General features: G+C 67.2%; 13 protein-coding genes. 6 read left to right on the forward strand and 7 right to left on the reverse strand.

The window, feature by feature from the left end; all coding sequences use genetic code 11:
• Positions 1–39: 39 nt before the first annotated feature.
• From ACZ0AE_RS01455 to ACZ0AE_RS01465, 3 genes are read right to left on the reverse strand one after another with little or no spacing between them, the layout of a single operon-like run.
• Positions 40–1,332 (reverse strand): MFS transporter, encoded by a 1,293-nt coding sequence (locus ACZ0AE_RS01455; RefSeq protein WP_137191816.1) that lies wholly within the window; start codon positions 1,330–1,332, stop codon positions 40–42.
• Positions 1,329–3,563, reverse strand: a complete 2,235-nt coding sequence (locus tag ACZ0AE_RS01460) for an oligoalginate lyase (protein ID WP_463600212.1) — start codon at positions 3,561–3,563, stop codon at positions 1,329–1,331. Before ACZ0AE_RS01460 ends, ACZ0AE_RS01455 begins: the two co-directional genes overlap by 4 nt.
• Complete coding sequence (locus ACZ0AE_RS01465; protein WP_463600213.1) at positions 3,560–5,785, reverse strand: polysaccharide lyase 6 family protein; 2,226 nt, start codon at positions 5,783–5,785, stop codon at positions 3,560–3,562. Before ACZ0AE_RS01465 ends, ACZ0AE_RS01460 begins: the two co-directional genes overlap by 4 nt.
• A gap of 281 nt (positions 5,786–6,066) precedes the next feature.
• Between ACZ0AE_RS01465 and ACZ0AE_RS01470 the strand changes: the two genes are divergently transcribed.
• Positions 6,067–8,949, forward strand: a complete 2,883-nt coding sequence (locus ACZ0AE_RS01470; protein WP_463600214.1) for a TonB-dependent receptor — start codon at positions 6,067–6,069, stop codon at positions 8,947–8,949.
• A 90-nt stretch (positions 8,950–9,039) separates the two neighbouring features.
• Entirely contained in the window at positions 9,040–9,783 is a 744-nt protein-coding gene (locus tag ACZ0AE_RS01475; RefSeq protein WP_038692607.1) for a FadR/GntR family transcriptional regulator, read from the forward strand.
• 21 nt (positions 9,784–9,804) lie between these two features.
• Here ACZ0AE_RS01475 and ACZ0AE_RS01480 read toward each other — a convergent pair whose 3' ends face one another.
• A complete protein-coding gene (locus ACZ0AE_RS01480; protein WP_128096007.1) occupies positions 9,805–10,194 on the reverse strand; it encodes a DUF6165 family protein in 390 nt (129 codons plus the stop codon).
• 190 nt (positions 10,195–10,384) lie between these two features.
• Here ACZ0AE_RS01480 and ACZ0AE_RS01485 point away from each other — a divergent pair, with 190 nt between their 5' ends.
• Entirely contained in the window at positions 10,385–11,074 is a 690-nt protein-coding gene (locus ACZ0AE_RS01485) for a TorF family putative porin (protein ID WP_463602046.1), read from the forward strand.
• Positions 11,075–11,193: 119 nt separating this feature from the next.
• Here the strand turns inward: ACZ0AE_RS01485 and ACZ0AE_RS01490 are convergent, their stop codons facing one another.
• A complete protein-coding gene (locus tag ACZ0AE_RS01490; RefSeq protein ID WP_038690993.1) occupies positions 11,194–12,369 on the reverse strand; it encodes an MFS transporter in 1,176 nt (391 codons plus the stop codon).
• 112 nt (positions 12,370–12,481) lie between these two features.
• Here ACZ0AE_RS01490 and ACZ0AE_RS01495 point away from each other — a divergent pair, with 112 nt between their 5' ends.
• A complete protein-coding gene (locus ACZ0AE_RS01495; RefSeq protein WP_463600215.1) occupies positions 12,482–13,408 on the forward strand; it encodes a LysR substrate-binding domain-containing protein in 927 nt (308 codons plus the stop codon).
• On the opposite strand, the gene ACZ0AE_RS01500 is transcribed toward ACZ0AE_RS01495, so the two are convergent.
• Entirely contained in the window at positions 13,383–13,853 is a 471-nt protein-coding gene (locus ACZ0AE_RS01500; RefSeq protein WP_038690991.1) for a YehS family protein, read from the reverse strand. The genes ACZ0AE_RS01495 and ACZ0AE_RS01500 overlap by 26 nt on opposite strands.
• Positions 13,854–13,955: 102 nt before the next feature.
• Here ACZ0AE_RS01500 and ACZ0AE_RS01505 point away from each other — a divergent pair, with 102 nt between their 5' ends.
• Positions 13,956–14,495, forward strand: a complete 540-nt coding sequence (locus ACZ0AE_RS01505) for a hypothetical protein (protein ID WP_463600216.1) — start codon at positions 13,956–13,958, stop codon at positions 14,493–14,495.
• A gap of 298 nt (positions 14,496–14,793) precedes the next feature.
• Positions 14,794–15,543: an SDR family NAD(P)-dependent oxidoreductase gene (locus ACZ0AE_RS01510; RefSeq protein ID WP_128096768.1), complete on the forward strand. Its 750-nt coding sequence runs from the start codon at positions 14,794–14,796 to the stop codon at positions 15,541–15,543.
• Positions 15,544–15,682: 139 nt separating this feature from the next.
• Here the strand turns inward: ACZ0AE_RS01510 and ACZ0AE_RS01515 are convergent, their stop codons facing one another.
• A complete protein-coding gene (locus ACZ0AE_RS01515; protein WP_447591487.1) occupies positions 15,683–16,039 on the reverse strand; it encodes a VOC family protein in 357 nt (118 codons plus the stop codon).
• Between the last annotated feature and the right edge of the window lie 51 nt (positions 16,040–16,090).

The following is a 16,090-nucleotide window of genomic DNA, read 5'->3' on the forward strand; positions in this document are numbered from 1 at the left end:
AAACTCCAGTAGTGCGTTGGGGGAAAGGAAAGAAGGGGGTCAGCGCGGCTGGGCCGGGCCGTCGAGTTTTTCGACGCGGCCGGTCACCAGCCACAGCGCCAGCAGCGAGGCCGGCACCAGCGCGGCCACCAGGATGAAAATGGGCGCGTAGGACTCGTGGGTCATGGCCGGCACCAGCCAGGTGGTGATCAGCGTGCCGGCCACTGCGGCCATGCCGCCCAGGCCGGCGACCGAGCCGACCGACTTGCCGCTGAAGATGTCGCCGGGCAGGGTCTGGATGTTGCCGATGGCGATCTGGAAGCCGAACAGCACGAAGGCGATGGTCACCACCGCCCACACCGGGTCGGTGGCCAGCACCGCGCCCAGCAGCGCCGGGGCCATGATCGCGCCGCCCAGGGTGATCACCACCTTGCGGGCCTTGTCCACGCTCCAGCCGGCGCCGATCAGCCGGCCGGACAACCAACCGCCGCCCAGGCTGCCGATCATCGCGCCCACGTAGGGCACCCAGGCGAAGATGCCGATCTGCTTGATGTCAAAACCGAAGGTGTCGGCCAGGTAGAGCGGCAGCCAGGACACGAACAGCCACCAGATCGGGTCCAGGAAGAACCGCGAAATCAGGATGCCCCAGGTCTGCCGATGACCCAGCAGCTGGCGCATGCTGGGCACGTACTCGGCCTTGGGCGTGGCCGGTTGTTCGGCGGGCGCATCCAGGATCAACGCGCGTTCGGCCGCGCTCACCCACGGGTGCTTGTCCGGGCCGGCGCGGTAGATGATCAGCCACGGCAGCAACCAGATGAAGCCGATCGCACCGATCAGGATGAACGTGCCGCGCCAGCCCAGCCACAGGAACAGCACTGCGATCAGTGGCGCCGACACGATCGCGCCGATCGACGCGCCCGCGTTGAACACGCCCTGCGCCAAGGCCCGCTCGCGCGCGGGGAACCATTCGGCGTTGGCCTTTACCGCGCCCGGCCAGGCGCCGGCCTCGCTGATGCCCAGCATCGCGCGGACCAGGCTGAAGGACAGGATGGAGTGGGTGACCGAGTGCAGCGCGATCGAGATCGACCAAACCGCAATGGACAGCGCAAAGCCCAGCCGCGTGCCGATGATGTCGAACAGGCGCCCGAACACGAACTGGCCGGCGGCGTAGAACAGCATGAACACCGTCACCAGCAGTGCGTAGTCTTCCTTGGTGGCGCCTACATCCTTGGAAATCTGCGGCCACATCACCGCCAGGGCGTTGCGGTCGATGTAGTTGATCACCGTGGCAATGGCGATGAGCGCCACGATCAGCCAACGGACGTAGGTACGGGCCTGCGTGGTCACTTTCATTTGCTGTCCTTGCCGGTGCTGCTGTCAAAGCGCTTCCAGCCGCCGTCCCAGCGCCAGCTCTGCCCACCGCCACTTACCTCATGGCTGCCGGGCTTGTCCGGTTCATCGGCAATGCCCACTGCCACCCGCTTGCCACCGGCCAGGTCCAGCACCAGCACGTCGGCATCCTTGCCGCGGTAATGCGCAATGGCATCGATGCGGCTGTTGGCACCGCGCACTGTCTCGGCCGTGCCGTCGTACTGGCCGTGCGGTTCCAGCACGCCATAGAAGGTGGTGGCGGCCTGGCCATCCACGCGCTGCAGCAGCATCGGTTCGCGGCGCAGGTTGAACGACGGGTCATTGGCCCCGCTCTCGCCGATCAGCGCCCGCGACGGCGCGGTACTGGCGAAGCGGTAGGTATAGAAGCGCCCGTTCAGAAGCCAGGTCAGGCTGCGCGCCTCGCTGCTGGGCTCGCTGGAGGCATCCACCCACACGTGCTGGTAGCCGTTGGCCTTGCCGAGCACCGGGCGGCTGGTTACCGCCGACTGGCTCTTGAAGCCCACATCCATGATGTGGCCGTTGAAGTGCAGCGGCAGGTCATAGCGCGCCGCCTTGCTGCCATTGACGCGCAGCAGGTCCAGCACCACCGGCTCGCCCAGCGAGGGGTGGGCCAGCAGCAGCTGAGTGCGGGTGAAGCTCACCCCGTCGTAGGCGCTGTCCATGCGTGCCGAGGCAATCTGGGTGTCGTCGCGGGTCGCGAACAGCAGCGGCGTCGGGGCCAGCGGCTGGCCCTTCTTCCAGTCACCGCCGAAGTGGCTCTGCTCGTTCACCACCAGCGTGTTGTGCGCGATGGTCTGGCGTGCCCAGCTGTTGTTCTCGGGCAGGTAGATTCCACCGGCCTTGGCCTCGATGTTGAGGAAGCGCGCCGCGCCGTAGTCGGTCACCACGCGCTGGCCGTTGTCGTAGAACAGCCAGTTGAGCTTGTCGAAGTGGCCGTGGCCCATGCCCTGCTTGGTGTTCTTCATCACCAGTGCCTGGCCGTTCTCACCGCCCATGCGCAGGATCGCCAGCGCCCCTTCGGTGCCGTCCGGGCCATCGCGCAGCAGCGTGGGCACGAACGCGAACGGCGTGGCCTTGTCCTGTGCCAGCGCCTGGGCCACCTGCAGGCCCTCGGGCGACAGCAGCACGCGCTTCTGCGCCTTGGCCACCGACAACAGGCGCGCATCGGTGGTGCGCGCGTAGGCGATGTCGATGCCGGCCACCAGCTCTTCGGTGTCCAGGCCCTTGTCCAGGATCGCGTCGTTGATCGGGAAGAAGTAGCCGCCGTAGCTGCTCTGCACCAGGGCATCCACCGCTTTGAGCAGCACGCCGTCGCGGCGCTTGAAGATGCCCTGCTGCGGGTCGTTGCGCTCGATCGCATTGGCGAACAGGATGAACGGTGCCAGTGCATAGCGCTGGTAGTAGGGGCCTTCCTCGTAATAGCCATCAGGCGAGAACAGCTGGTCCACCTGCTTCAGGAAACCGGCGCTGCCATCGCGCTTGCTGCCCTTCAGCGCCTTGTCCACATAGGTGGGGTCGCGCAGCACGTACCCGGTCATGCCCACCGCCGCCACCGCCCAGGTGGCATGGTTGTGGATCTTGTCGAAGTTCTCCGGCGTGCCGCTCAGGAAGTCGGCCATCGGCCGGAACACGTTGTCGTCGATGGTCTTTCGGTCCGCGGCGCTCAGGCTGTCGCGGATCGCGTCGTAGCCCTGCACCGCGCTCACCAGCCACACCGAGTCGTTGAGCGTCTGCCAGAACAGCCGGCCGGGAATCTGGCCGCGCCCCTGCGGGTGGGCGCCCAGCCCGGGGTACAGCTTGGCGTAGCCCAGCAGCAGGTCGCGTGCGTAATTGGCATAGACCTTGTCGCCGGTCAGCCGGTACAGCGCACCGGCGGCCTGGATGGCCTGGTAATTGCGCTTGTGCTGCTCGTGGGTGTAACCCCCGCCCTTGTCCTTGGGCACCGGCACATCGATGCCGGCCTTGATCATGCCGCGCACCAGGCGTTCGGCGCGCTGCTGTTCCTTGGTGAACACCGGGTAGCGGGTGCCGTCGCTGCGCATCTGCTGCCACTGCGCGGCGGTCACCAGTACCGGCGCGCAGCCTGCGCTGGCCGGTTGTTGGGTGGCGGCCGGTGCGGCGGCAACGGCGGGCAGTGCAGCGGCGCTGAAGGACGCGGCCAGCAGCAGCATCAAGGGCGTGGAACGCGTCATGGCAGGGTCTCGGCTGGAGTATCAGACTGCATTGCCGCCGTGGCGGTAAGCACGTTGTTGCGCACGCGCAGGTGGGGCTCTCCTACGCGGTGGCTGAAGCGCACGCGGCCGCTGTGCGCGAACTGGTTGTCCACCAGCGTGGCCTGCTGCACGCCCTGCAGGCGCAGGCTGGTGTCATCGGCCACGCCCACCTGCCGCAGGTGGTTGCCCTGCAACAGCAGCGACGGCCCGAAGGTGCTCTCGTCGGTGCCGCCGCGGTACAGGCTCAGCAGCGGCCCGCCGATGCGGGTGAAGTGCGAATCCACAATCTCCACCTGCTCGGCGTTGTAGGTGCCCAGGTCGTCGGTCTCGGCGGCGGCGGCAATCACGCTGCCGCTGATGTCGTCCACCGTGGTGTTGCGCAGCGTGATGCGCGCGGCCAGGCTGCCCTTGCCGGCGTTGATCACGTCGAAGGCCTTGTTGGCGGTCAGCCCGTGGATACGGCTGTCTTCAATATGCAGGGTGTAGTTGAACGCCTGGCTGCCCGGGGCGATGCGCACCACCGCGTTGCCGGCGGCATCGGGCGCCAGGGCGCCATCGATGTCCAGCCGCGACAGCTTCAACGCACCGCCCGCGCGGATCTCGAACAGGCTGGGGCGGGTGAACTGCAGGCGGGCCTGGCCACGCGCCGGCCCGATCACGCTCAGCGGGTGGTCCACGCCCAGCACCTGGTCCACCCGGTATTGGCCGCGCTGCAGCTGCAGGCGGTCGCCCGGGGCGCTGGCTGCAATGGCGCGGGTGAGGGTGTCTTCGCCCGGGGCCACCTTGCGCACGCTGCCACTGTCCAGCGCCACCGTGCTCAGTTCCTTCGGGTACCACGCCACGCCCACCTGGTCGCGGGCGATCGGTGCCAGGTCGCGCGGGGCGCCTGCGGCCACCGTTTCCACCGGGTACTGCAGGCCGTTGGCCGCGCGCTGCAGGGTGACCTGGCGCGCGCTTACGCCGGCCGGGAAGCCGGGCGACACAGTGGGGCTCTGCACGTTGCCGCTGAAGGCAATGCCGCCCAGGTCGCCCTGGCTGCGCAGCAGTGCGTTCTTGCCATCACCGATGAACAGGTTGCCCGCCATGCGGCTGTTCACCGGCATGGCGTTGCGCTCGTCATCCAGCCCCGCGCCCAGGAACAGCTGGCGCACATTGATGAAGCTGTTGCGCTCGATCACCGCGTCGTCCACCTGCTCATAGCGGTTCAGTGGCGCGTCGCGCGTGCCGGCCATCACCGCCAGCGCGGCGGCGAAGTTGTCGCCGGCGATGTTCTCGAAATAATTGTCGCGCACGATCTGGTGGCGGTTGATCACGCGCACGCCGCCGGTGTGGGCCTTGTTGTTGCCCAGGAACACATTGCGCTCCACCACGTTGCCGTGGCCATGGCGCAACACCATCGACCCGCGCGATTCAAAGAACACGTTGCCGCGGTAAAGGTTGCCGCCGGACTTGTTGGACACGATCTCCACTTCGCCGTCGCAGTGTTCGAACCAGTTGTTCTCCACCACCGTATTCGAATTGGACTGCGAGTCGGTGCTGGTACCCACGCGGATGGTCTCACCGCCGTTGCTGCCCAGGTTGGGGCGCGGGCCGAACCAGTTGTGGTCGATGCGGTGGCGGTTGTCCAACCCGCTGGTGGCGTTGCGCACCACCACCAGGGTGGTGCCGGCGTTGGTCTTGCCCACCAGCTGGTTGTGGTCGAAGCGGTTGTGCTGGCCGTACATGCCCACCCAGTTGTCCGACTGCTGGCGGTCCGGCTTGTTGTAGCCGTCGATCACCACCCCGGTCACCCGGCTGTGGGTGGCCCATTCCTTGGACGAGGCGCGGAAGGACACCACTTCGCTGCCCGGCGCCCAGCCATCGCGGAACACCAGGTTGGACACTTCCAGGTAGCTGCCAGCCAGCCGCAGCTGCGACTGGCCGCTGAGAATCACCTTGCCGGGGGTCTGCGCCGTCAACTTAATTGGTTGACCAATTGTGCCGGTGCCGCGCAGAAGCAGGTCGGTATCGCGCCACACACCGTCGGCCAGGATCACCGTATCGCCGGGTTGCAGGTTCTTGGCCACCTGCGCATAGGCGGCAGCGTCGTGGACCAGGTGATCGGCGGCGAAGGCGGGCAGGGCGCCCAACAACAGGCCCGTGGCCAGTGCCGCAGCAAGCGGGCGCAGCGCCCATGGCGCATGCGAATGGTGCAAAGTCACAGGCTTACCCTCCCAGATCAACCGTGGCGTCCAACGCGAGTCCGGATCGTAACAGGTCGGGCGCAGCGCGCGTCAACCACAATCGCATACCACTTTAGGTGCATGTGGTAGTCCGGTTGCGCATATTTCTGCTGCATCCGCACATTAAATTCGCCCAAAGTGGTCTAGGCGGATCACAGGGGTAGACTTTAGTACCAATTCATTGACATTGGTCCAGCAACCGTGAATTGTCCGGATCGAATCCGTGTAATCGGACGATCCATCCTGGGAGGGAGATCACGATGTTGCATGACCGCCGTACGGCCTCGCCACGAGGCCTCCGCCGCACCGCGCTGCATGGCGCGCTGTTGTATGCCCTGTCTGTCACCGCGGCCGTGCCGCTGGTGCACGCACAGGAGGCTGAATCACCGCCCGCGCAGGCCACCACCCTGGACCAGGTCCAGGTCACCGGTGTGCGCGGCACCATCCAGACCTCGATCGACAAGAAGCGCGAAGAGACCGTGGTGTCCGACGTGCTCGCTGCCGAGGACATCGGCGACCTGCCGGCCCTGTCCATCGGCGAGGCCATCGAAACCATCACCGGTGCCTCCACCCATCGCGAGAAGGGCGGTGCGTCGGAAATCTCGATCCGTGGCCTGGGCCCGTTCCTGGGCTCGTCCACCTTCAACGGCCGCGAAGCCACCAACGGCAGCGGCGACCGCTCGGTGAACTTCAACCAGTTCCCGTCCGAGTTGATCAACAGCGTGGCCATCTACAAGACCCAGCGCGCCGACTTCGTCGAAGGCGGCGTGGCCGGCACCGTGAACATGGAAACGGTCAAGCCGCTCGAATACGGCAAGCGCACCATCCAGGTGGACGGCCGCGGCACCTGGCAGGACTACGACGACCGCCTCAAGGACAAGGACGGCGTGGGCTGGCGTGGTACCGCCAGCTACATCGACCAGTTCGACATGGGCGGGGCCGGCAAGCTCGGCGTCTCGGTGGGCGTGCAGGCCCTGCAGGGCAGCAACCCGGAAGAAATGTTCTCCAGCAGCTCCACGTGGGTGGCCTGCGATGGCCGTGAAACCGTGGGCGCCACCCGCAACTGCACGCAGGTCAACGGCAACCAGGTCGCCAACGGCGTGCCCTATTACCTGGTGCCCAGCAGCCGCATCTACCGCCAGTTCATCGAACACGACAAGCGCGACTCACAGTTTGCCGCGCTGCAGTGGCGCCCCAACGACACGGTGGAAGTGAACTTCGATTACCAGCATTCCAAGCGCGACTACACCGAAGACCGCTCGGACCTGTCGCTGTCGTCGATGATGCGCAACCTCAACAACCGCGTGGTCACCGACGACGGCGCGCTGCTGCACCACACCGGCAGCACCACCATCGACTCCACCGGCAACTTCCTGGAGCGCAAGGAGGAATACACCGGCGGCGGCTTCAACGTCATCTTCCGGCCCACCCCGGCCTGGACGCTGTCCACCGACCTGTCCTACTCCAACACCCAGCGCGACCAGATCGAGCGTTCCACCCGCCTGCGCGCGGGCCGTACCGACGTCAACGGCAACCCGGTGGGTGGCATCAAGAACACCCGCTATGTTGATTACACCTACGACTACAGCGGCGACGTGCCCAGCATCTATCTGGATCCGGCGTTCGACGTGAACAATCCGGACAACTACACCGATTCGGCGCTGATCCGCCGCCGCCAGCAGAGCCGCGAGCACACCATCCGCGCGCAGCGCTTCGATGCAGCGTTCACCCCGGAAAGCGGCTTCTTCACCGCCATCAAGGGCGGCGTGCGCCATTCCGAAGCCACCTACACCGACTTCACCAACACCCGCGACATCACCACCACCAATGTCGCCGCCATCCGCGCGGCCAACCGCGCCTGCCGCCAGGAATTTCCGCAGAAGGACTTCCTGGCCAACGCCAGCGGCAACACCATCGACCAGTGGGCCAGCTTCGACAGCCGCTGCCTGTTCAACGCCTTCACCGGCGTGGACGACACCGGCCTGAGCGCCGACCTGCGGGACCCGGCCAACAACGATGTCACCGAGAAAACCAACGCCCTCTACCTGATGGGCGACTACAGCAGCGAGTGGTTCGGCCTGCCGGTCACCGGCAACATCGGCGTGCGCGGCGTGCGTACCGACGTGCGCTCGGTGGGCCTGCGCAGCGGCCTGGATGTCATCAACAACCCCGATGGCAGCGTGACCCTGCGCCCCACCGGCGACTTCACCCGGCAGATCCTCAAGTCCAGCAACACCGAATGGCTGCCCAGCTTCAACGCCGCCTTCGAACTGCACCCGGACCTGCTGCTGCGCGTGGGTGCCTACCGTGCCATGTCGCGCCCCGACCTGGCCGCCGAAGGCTTTGGCCGCAGCTTCACCCTGGACGAGGCCGATACCGATTTCCGCACGGTGGCTGAGGCGCTGGGCAACATCACCGCCACCGGCAACCCGCGCGCCAAGCCGCTGATGTCCTGGAACGCCGACGTCTCGCTGGAGTGGTATGCCAATGCCGATTCCATGCTGTCCACCGCGATCTACTACAAGCAGTTCAACGGCGGCTCGGTACCGGTGGTGGTGGGCGAAACCTTCGATATCGACGGCCAGAGCGTCACGGTGCCGGTGGAGCAGCTGGCCACCAGCGACCAGAAAAGCGACCTGATCGGCTTCGAGCTCACCGGCTCGCACAGCTTCAGCTACCTGCCGGGCATCTTCTCCGGGCTGGGCGTGAAGGCCAGCTACAACTACGCCCATTCCAACTTCAAGACCGAAGACCTGCGCCTGGGCGAGTCCACCGACCCCATCACCGGCGTCTTCACGCCCGGGATCGTCGAGCCGGCCAACATCTTCGGCCTGTCCAAGCACGTGGCCTCGGCCCAGGTGTATTGGGGCCTGGGCAAGCTGGACCTGCAGGCCATCTACAAATACCGCTCGGATTATTACCAGCAGTTCGTCGGCGACCCGTCGCAGAACCGCTACGTGCGCGACAATGGCTCGCTCGACTTCCGCGCCACCTACAAAGTGAACAAGCACTTGTCGCTGTCGTTGTCGGCCAGCAACCTCACCGACGAGCCGCGGGTGTCGGATATGCCCATCCTGGGCAGCTTCCGCGAGTACACCACCTACGGGCGGCGCTATTATCTCGGGGTGCGCTACCGCTTCTGAGGTCAGTGGCGCGGTTTTCCCAACCGCGCCGCTCTCTGAGGGCGCGGGTCGCATGATGGTCCCCAGCCACCGTACAGCCAGGTCTTGATGATGTCCGAACCCCGTCTCTACCAGTCCATTGCCGCCGAAATCGTCGCGCTGATCGAGAAGGGCGAATTCCCGCCGGGCTCGCGCCTGCCCGGCGAACGCGACCTGGCCGAACGCCTCGGCGTCAGCCGGGTGACCGTGCGCGAGGCGGAAATCGCGCTGGAAGCGCAGGGGCTGATCACCATCAAGACCGGCTCGGGCGTGTATGTGAAGGCGCGCCCGTCGCAGGCCCCCGGCGCGCTGCCGGACGTGTCTGCCTTCGACCTCACCGCCGCCCGTGCGGTGATCGAGGCCGAAGCGGCGGCCATGGCCGCCAGCCGCATCACCGACGCCGAACTGCAGGACCTGGCCGGCCTGATCGCGGCCATGGTCGACCCGGCCTCGGGCGAGGCCGCCGCCAGCGAAGCCGACCGCCAGTTCCACCTGTCCATTGCCCGCATTGCCGGCAACCCGGTGGTGGAGCACTGCGTGCAGCTGATCTGGCGCATGCGCAACGAACTGCCGCGGGTGAAGCAGGTGTATGCCAACGTCTGCCACAACGACGACGACACCCGCGACGAAGAGCACACCGCCATCCTGGACGCCCTGCGCCAGCGCGACCCGGCTGCCGCACGGCTGGCCATGCGCAACCACTTCCAGCGCCTGTTCGAATCCATGCTGGAAGCCACCGAAAACGAAGCGCTGGCCGAAATCCGCCGGCGCACCCAGCAGGACCGCGAACGCTTCATGGCCGCCACCGGGCACTGAGCCCGGCGCGGGCGGGGCGGGTTACTCGCCCTGGTACTGCTTTTCTTCCACCAGCTGCGAACCGGCCACGCGGTTGATCTCGTTCTTCACTTTCACCCGCTCGCCGTTGGTGCCGTACACCCCACGCGCCAGCTGGATGAACGCATCGTCGAACACCTGCGCCGCTTCCTTGTCGCGCAGCTGGTCCTGGATGTCCCACATGCGCACGTTGATCGCCTTGAGCTGATCCTTCAGGGCATCCAGCCCCGGCTGGCTGGCCAGCTGCTGCTGCCACAACGGCCACAGGCCATCGAGTTCCTTGCGGACGTTGGCGTTCTTGCCGGCATCGCTGATGCGCTCGGCCTTGATTTCCAGAATGGTGATCTTGTCGATCAGCTCGCCAATCGATACCGGGGTCAGGATCGCGTCCACGCCATTACTCGCAACAGGTCAGAGCGGCCATGATAGCGCGGCCCTTGTGCAGCATCGTGGACGCAGGATTTACGCTGATTTTGCGCCGGCACCGCCGCCGCGGCATGGCGGCTTTACGGCCCCAACAGGAACACTGCCCACCTCGACGGCGCCGCCGTCCGATGGAGTGCTTCCCGTGGTGGTTGAACAGATGAAAGGGCGCATCGTGCGCCGCTGCAGCGTGCTGCTGCTGGGCCTGGCGATGAGTGGTGCGGCGGCGGCCGCGGTGGAGGGCAACGCAACGCTCACCACCGATTACGTCTGGCGCGGCAGCTCGCAGAGCGACGGCGACCCGGCCGCGCAGGCCGGCGTCAAACTTGGCAGCGAGCGCGGCTGGTATGCATCGGTATGGGGGTCGGGGGTGTCGTTCCAGCCCGACAACGGCGCACGCAGCGAGTTCGACGTGGTGGCCGGGTGGAGCGGGGCGTTGGGCCAGGACTGGGCGCTGGACGTCAACCTTACCCGCTACCTCTACCCGTCCAGCAACGTGGACCTGAACTGGACCGAGCTCAACAGCACCCTCACCTGGCAGCAGCGCTACTGGCTGCAGGTAGGCATGTCGGACGACGCGCTGGCCGGCGGCCACACCGGCACCTACGCCCAACTGGGCGCCCGCCTACCGCTGGGCGAGCAGTGGCGGCTGGAAGCGGCGGTGGGCCATTACTGGCTGGCCAGCGCGCAGGCCGACGACTACCTGCACGGCCAGCTCAGCGCCGTCTGGAAGGTCCACGGCCCGTGGGAACTGCGCCTCACCGCGCACGACACCGACACCGCCGCCAAACGCCTGTTCCCAGGCAACGCAGCCTCCCGCGTCGAATTCGCGGTACAAACCGCGTTCTAACGGAGCGCCCGCCCACCCCGTGCGGTATTCCGACCGCCGGGCACACACCCCATCCGGTAGAGCCGACCGTTGGTCGGCTGCCCCCGGCGGCACGCAATGCAGCCGACCAACGGTCGGCTCTACCGGCGCAGCACCGCCACCGCCCACACCGCCATCGCCACCGCGGCCACGCCTGCGCCGGTCACGCACACCCCGGTCCACCCGAACGCGCCATACACCTGCGCCGACACCAGCGACCCCAGCGACCCACCAATGAAGTACCCGGTCATGTACCCCGCATTGAGCCGGTTGCGCGCCTCCGGCCGCAGCGCGAACACCACGTTCTGGTTGCTCACGTGCAGCAGCTGCGCCGCCAGGTCCAGCACCAGCACGCCCACCACCAGTGCCACCAGCGACTGCGTTGAAAAGCCCAGCGGCAACCACGACGCCGCCAGCAGCACCAGCGCCAGTGTCGTCGCCAATGCCGCCTTGCCCCGGTCGGCCATCCGCCCGGCCACCCCGGCGGCCAGCGTGCCCGCCGCGCCCACCAGCCCGAACAGCCCGATCGTCGCATCGCTGTAGTGGTACGGCGCGCCCGCCAGCAGGAAGGCCAGCGGCGTCCAGAACATCGCGAACATCGCAAAGCTCAACGCCCCCAGCAGCGTGCGCAGCCGGAACACCGGTTCCTGCGCGAACAACGTGCCGATCGAGCGCAGCAACGCCCCATAACTCAAGCCCGCATGCTGGTAGAAGCGCGGCAACGTGCGATACAGCACCCACGTGGTCAGCACCAGCGTGCCCGCCGCCATCCAGTACACCCAGCGCCAGTCGCCCAGCGACGACAACGCCCCGGCCACCGTGCGCGCCAGCAGAATGCCCAGCAGCAGCCCGCTCATCACCGTGCCCACCACCCGGCCACGCTCTTCCGGCCGCGCCAGCGTGGCTGCAAACGGCACCAGCACCTGCGCCACCACTGAAAACAGCCCGGTAATCGCCGTACCCACCAGCAGCCAGGCGAACTCATGGCTCAACGCGCTCACCACCAGCCCGGACGCCGACAGCAACGACATCACCACGATCAACCGCCGCCGCTCGAACATGTCGCCCAATGGCACCAGCAGCACCACGCCCACGCCATAGCTCAACTGTGCCGCCGTCACCAGCGTGCCCGCGCGGCCGAACGACACCCCGAACTCGCCGGCAATGGTGTGCAGCAGCGGCTGCGCGTAGTAGTTGCTGGCCACCGCCACGCCGGTGGCAAAGGCCATCAACAGCACCTGCCAGCGGCTCAACGGGGTGTGTACATCGGCGGTCATAACGCGTCCAGACTCCAGGGGGACGCCAGTGTCCGCCCACCTGTGCCATGATGGAAATGAATAGTTATCATCCAATGCATCTCAAAAATAGATGCATACCGGAGACCATGGCGTGAACCTCAAACAGCTCGAGTTCTGCGTGGCCCTGGCCGAAGAGCGCAACTTCACCCGCGCCGCCCAGCGCTGCCACGTCGTGCAGTCTGCGCTCAGCCACCAGATCGCCCACCTGGAAGAAGAACTGCAGGCCACCCTGTTCGAACGCCTGCCGCGCCAGGTACGGGTCACCCCGGCTGGCGAAGCGCTGCTCAGCCACGCCCGCCAGGTGCTCGATTCACTGCGGCACATGCGCGAAGACGTGGCCGCCGTGGCCGGCCAGGTGCGCGGCACCCTCACCATCGGCCAGATCACCTCGCTTACCGCCGTGGACCTGGTGGCCTGCCTGGCCGCCTTCCACACCCGCTACCCGCAGGTGGAATTCCGCCTGCGCATGGACAAAAGCGAAGTGCTGATGGAAGACGTGCGCGAGCGCCGCGTCGATGTTGCGCTGGTGGGCCTGTCGCCCGGTACCGCCATCGACGGGGCCTGCCACCGGCTGCTGGCCGAAGAATCCATGGTGGCCGTGCTGCCGCCCACCCACCCGCTGGCCAGCCGAAAACGCCTGTCGCTGGCCACCTTGGCTGAGTTGCCGCTGGTGGATTTCCAGTACGGCAGTGGCGCCCGCCGGCAGACCGACGAAGCCTTCGCCGCCGCCGGGCTACCGCATCGGGTGCCGTTCGAAATCAACCACATGTCGCTCATCGAGCGCTTCGTCCAGCAGGGGCTGGCGGTGGGCATCGTGCCGGTGGCCATCGCGGCCGGGTTTACCGGCGTGGCCTGCGTGGCCATCCAGGATGCGCCCGTGCGGCGTGTGCATGCGGTGTGGTCGCGGTTGCCCACGCCGGCGGCGCGGGCCTTCATGCAGGAACTGCTGCAGCACGTGGCCCCGCAGGCGGAGCCACGTGCCGGCGTGGGGCTCAGGCGCCGCGCACGCGCAGGGTGAGGCCCTTCAGGAAGTTGCGCAGCAGCTGGTCGCCGCAGGCGCGGTAGTTCTTGTGGTCCGGCTGGCGGAACAGCGCCGACAGCTCCGGCTTGGACACCGGGAAACCGGCCTGCTGGAAGATATCGTGCATGTCCACGTCCTTCAGCTGGAAGGCCACGCGCAGCTTCTTCAGCACCAGGTTGTTGGTGATGCGCTTTTCCACCGGGCGCAGCGGCTGGCTCTCGTCGCGGCCACGGAAGTGCACGATCAACCCGTCCAGGAAGTGCGCCAGGGTGCGATCGTCGCAGGCCACGAAGCCCTCTTCGTCTTCCTTGCGCAGCCAACCGGCCACATCGGCCTTGTCGATCACGAAGGCCGGATCGGCCAGGGCACAGGTGTCGGCGATCATGCCGTCGCTGAGGTCGAGCATGTAGCGGATGCTGCGCAGTACATCGTTGTTGATCATGTGACGTCCAATACCGCCGGCGCGGCTGCGCGGCTGGCCGCCATTTTACCCCCTGCCGGCCTCAGCACCCGGCGCGACCGGCCACGCTGTCATCTGGCTGACATGAAAGTGCAGCACAGTGCCGCCATCGAGCATCAACAGGCAGTGGAGCAGGCAATGCGCAGGTGGCAGGTTCTGGCGGGTGTGGGCATGGTCTGGCTGGCCGCAACGGCCGCCGCCCAGGCCCCGTATGTGGCAATCGAACAGCGCGTGGACCCGCAGGAACTGGCCCGGGTGGGGCTCAGCCCGGCCCAGCTGCAGACCCTGAACCGCCTGCTGCGCGAGGCCGACGCCCGCAGCCCGGCCCCGCCCGTAGCCCCCGCCCCGGTGGTCGCCCCCGGCGCGCCCACCCCGACGCCCATGTTCCCCGGCCTGGACGACGGCCCGATCAACGCCAAGGTCACCGGCCAGGTAGACGGCTGGGCACCCGGCACCGTGTTCACCCTCGACAACGGCCAGCAGTGGCAGGTGCTCAAGGGCGAGATGAAGCTCAAAACCAGCCGCAGCAACCCGGCCATCGTCGTCGTACCGGGCATCGCCGGCCGCTGGTTCCTGCAGGTAGACGAAGACCTGCCCAAGGCCCGCGTCTTCCGCATCCGCTGATCGCCGATCACGTAGAGCCGGGCTCTGCCCGGCTATCCGGAATCGCCGCCACCCACGTAGAGCCGGGCTCTGCCCGGCTATCCGGAATCTCCACCACCCACGTAGAGCCGGGCTCTGCCCGGCTATCCGGGATCTCCGCCACCCACGTAGAGCCGGGCTCTGCGCGGCTGCTCCAGATTTCGGCAAGCCGGGCAGAGCCCGGCTCTACGCGATCCCGCCCGCGCCCCACGTCGCCGTCCCCCGGCACACACCCCCCGCATCGGTGCGAAAATACCCGTGATTCCCACGGAGTACCCCGATGACCCGTACCGCTCTGATTACTGGCGCCACCTCCGGCTTTGGCGCTGCCGCCGTCCATCGTTTCGCCCAGGCCGGCTGGCGCGTCATCGCCACCGGCCGCCGCGCTGAACGGCTGCAGCCGCTGGTCGACGCCTACGGTCCCGAGCGTGTACATGCGGCCGTCTTCGATGTGCGCGACAGCGCCGCCATGGAGGCCGCGCTGGCCGCCCTGCCGGCCGACTTTGCCGCCATCGACCTGCTGGTCAACAACGCCGGCCTCGCCCAGGGCACCGCCCCGGCGCAGAGCGCCTCGCTCGAAGACTGGCGCACCATGATCGACACCAACGTCACCGCGCTGGTTACCCTGACCCACCGCCTGCTGCCGCAGTTGGTGGAGCGCAAGGGCGCCATCATCAACATCAGCTCGGTGGCCGGCGTGTACCCGTACCCGGGCGGCAACGCCTACGGCGGCACCAAAGCCTTCGTCAGCCAGTTCTCGCTCGGCCTGCGCGCCGACCTGCACGGCACCGGCGTGCGCGTCACCACCATTGAACCGGGCATGGCCGAAACCGAGTTCACCCTGGTGCGCACCCACGGCAACCAGGCCGCCTCGGACACCCTCTACACCGGTGCCAACCCGATGACCGCCGACGACATCGCCGAGCAGATCTTCTGGGTGGCCAACCTCCCGGCGCACCTCAACATCAACCGCCTGGAACTGATGCCGGTAAGCCAGTCGTTCGCCGGTTTCCAGGTCGCGCGCGACTGATTCAAGGCATCGCGGGCCGGTCGTGCCGACCGCTGGCCGGCACCTCGCCACGCGAACAAACCGGTAGAGCCGACCGTTGGTCGGCTGCTCTTGGCGCATACCCACCGCTGACGGCAGCCGACCAACGGTCGGCTCTACCTCAGGCGGCTGTCCACACCGCCAACTCATACCCGTCCGGATCGCGGAAATGAAACCGCCGCCCACCCGGAAACTCGAACGTTGCCCTGCAGATGTCCGCCCCGGCGGCTTCCACCCGCCGCTGCGCGTCGGCCAGATCGTCGGCATACACAATCACCAACGGCCCACCCGGCCGCACCGGCTCACCCGTGGTGAACCCGCCGCGCAACCGGCCATCGTCGAACTCGGTATACCCCGGGCCGTAATCGGTGAACGACCAGCCAAACACGCTGCCGTAGAACGCCTTGCTGCGCGCAATGTCGGCCACGTTGAATTCAATGTTGTCGATCCGGCGATCGTTGCCGTGTGCGGTGCTCATGGGGGCATCTCGTTGAAAGGAACCCCAGCATCGCCACCCCGGCCGCGCCGG

Source organism: Stenotrophomonas sp. AC248, from assembly GCF_979258185.1.

Excerpts from the sequence above, each read along its gene's own strand:
- ACZ0AE_RS01455 (WP_137191816.1), bottom strand. The coding sequence starts at position 1,332 with ATGAAAGTGACCACGCAGGCCCGTACCTACGTCCGTTGGCTGATCGTG.
- ACZ0AE_RS01460 (WP_463600212.1), bottom strand. The coding sequence starts at position 3,563 with ATGACGCGTTCCACGCCCTTGATGCTGCTGCTGGCCGCGTCCTTCAGC.
- ACZ0AE_RS01470 (WP_463600214.1), top strand. The coding sequence starts at position 6,067 with ATGTTGCATGACCGCCGTACGGCCTCGCCACGAGGCCTCCGCCGCACC.
- ACZ0AE_RS01475 (WP_038692607.1), top strand. The coding sequence starts at position 9,040 with ATGTCCGAACCCCGTCTCTACCAGTCCATTGCCGCCGAAATCGTCGCG.
- ACZ0AE_RS01485 (WP_463602046.1), top strand. The coding sequence starts at position 10,385 with ATGAAAGGGCGCATCGTGCGCCGCTGCAGCGTGCTGCTGCTGGGCCTG.
- ACZ0AE_RS01490 (WP_038690993.1), bottom strand. The coding sequence starts at position 12,369 with ATGACCGCCGATGTACACACCCCGTTGAGCCGCTGGCAGGTGCTGTTG.
- ACZ0AE_RS01500 (WP_038690991.1), bottom strand. The coding sequence starts at position 13,853 with ATGATCAACAACGATGTACTGCGCAGCATCCGCTACATGCTCGACCTC.
- ACZ0AE_RS01505 (WP_463600216.1), top strand. The coding sequence starts at position 13,956 with ATGAAAGTGCAGCACAGTGCCGCCATCGAGCATCAACAGGCAGTGGAG.
- ACZ0AE_RS01510 (WP_128096768.1), top strand. The coding sequence starts at position 14,794 with ATGACCCGTACCGCTCTGATTACTGGCGCCACCTCCGGCTTTGGCGCT.
- ACZ0AE_RS01515 (WP_447591487.1), bottom strand. The coding sequence starts at position 16,039 with ATGAGCACCGCACACGGCAACGATCGCCGGATCGACAACATTGAATTC.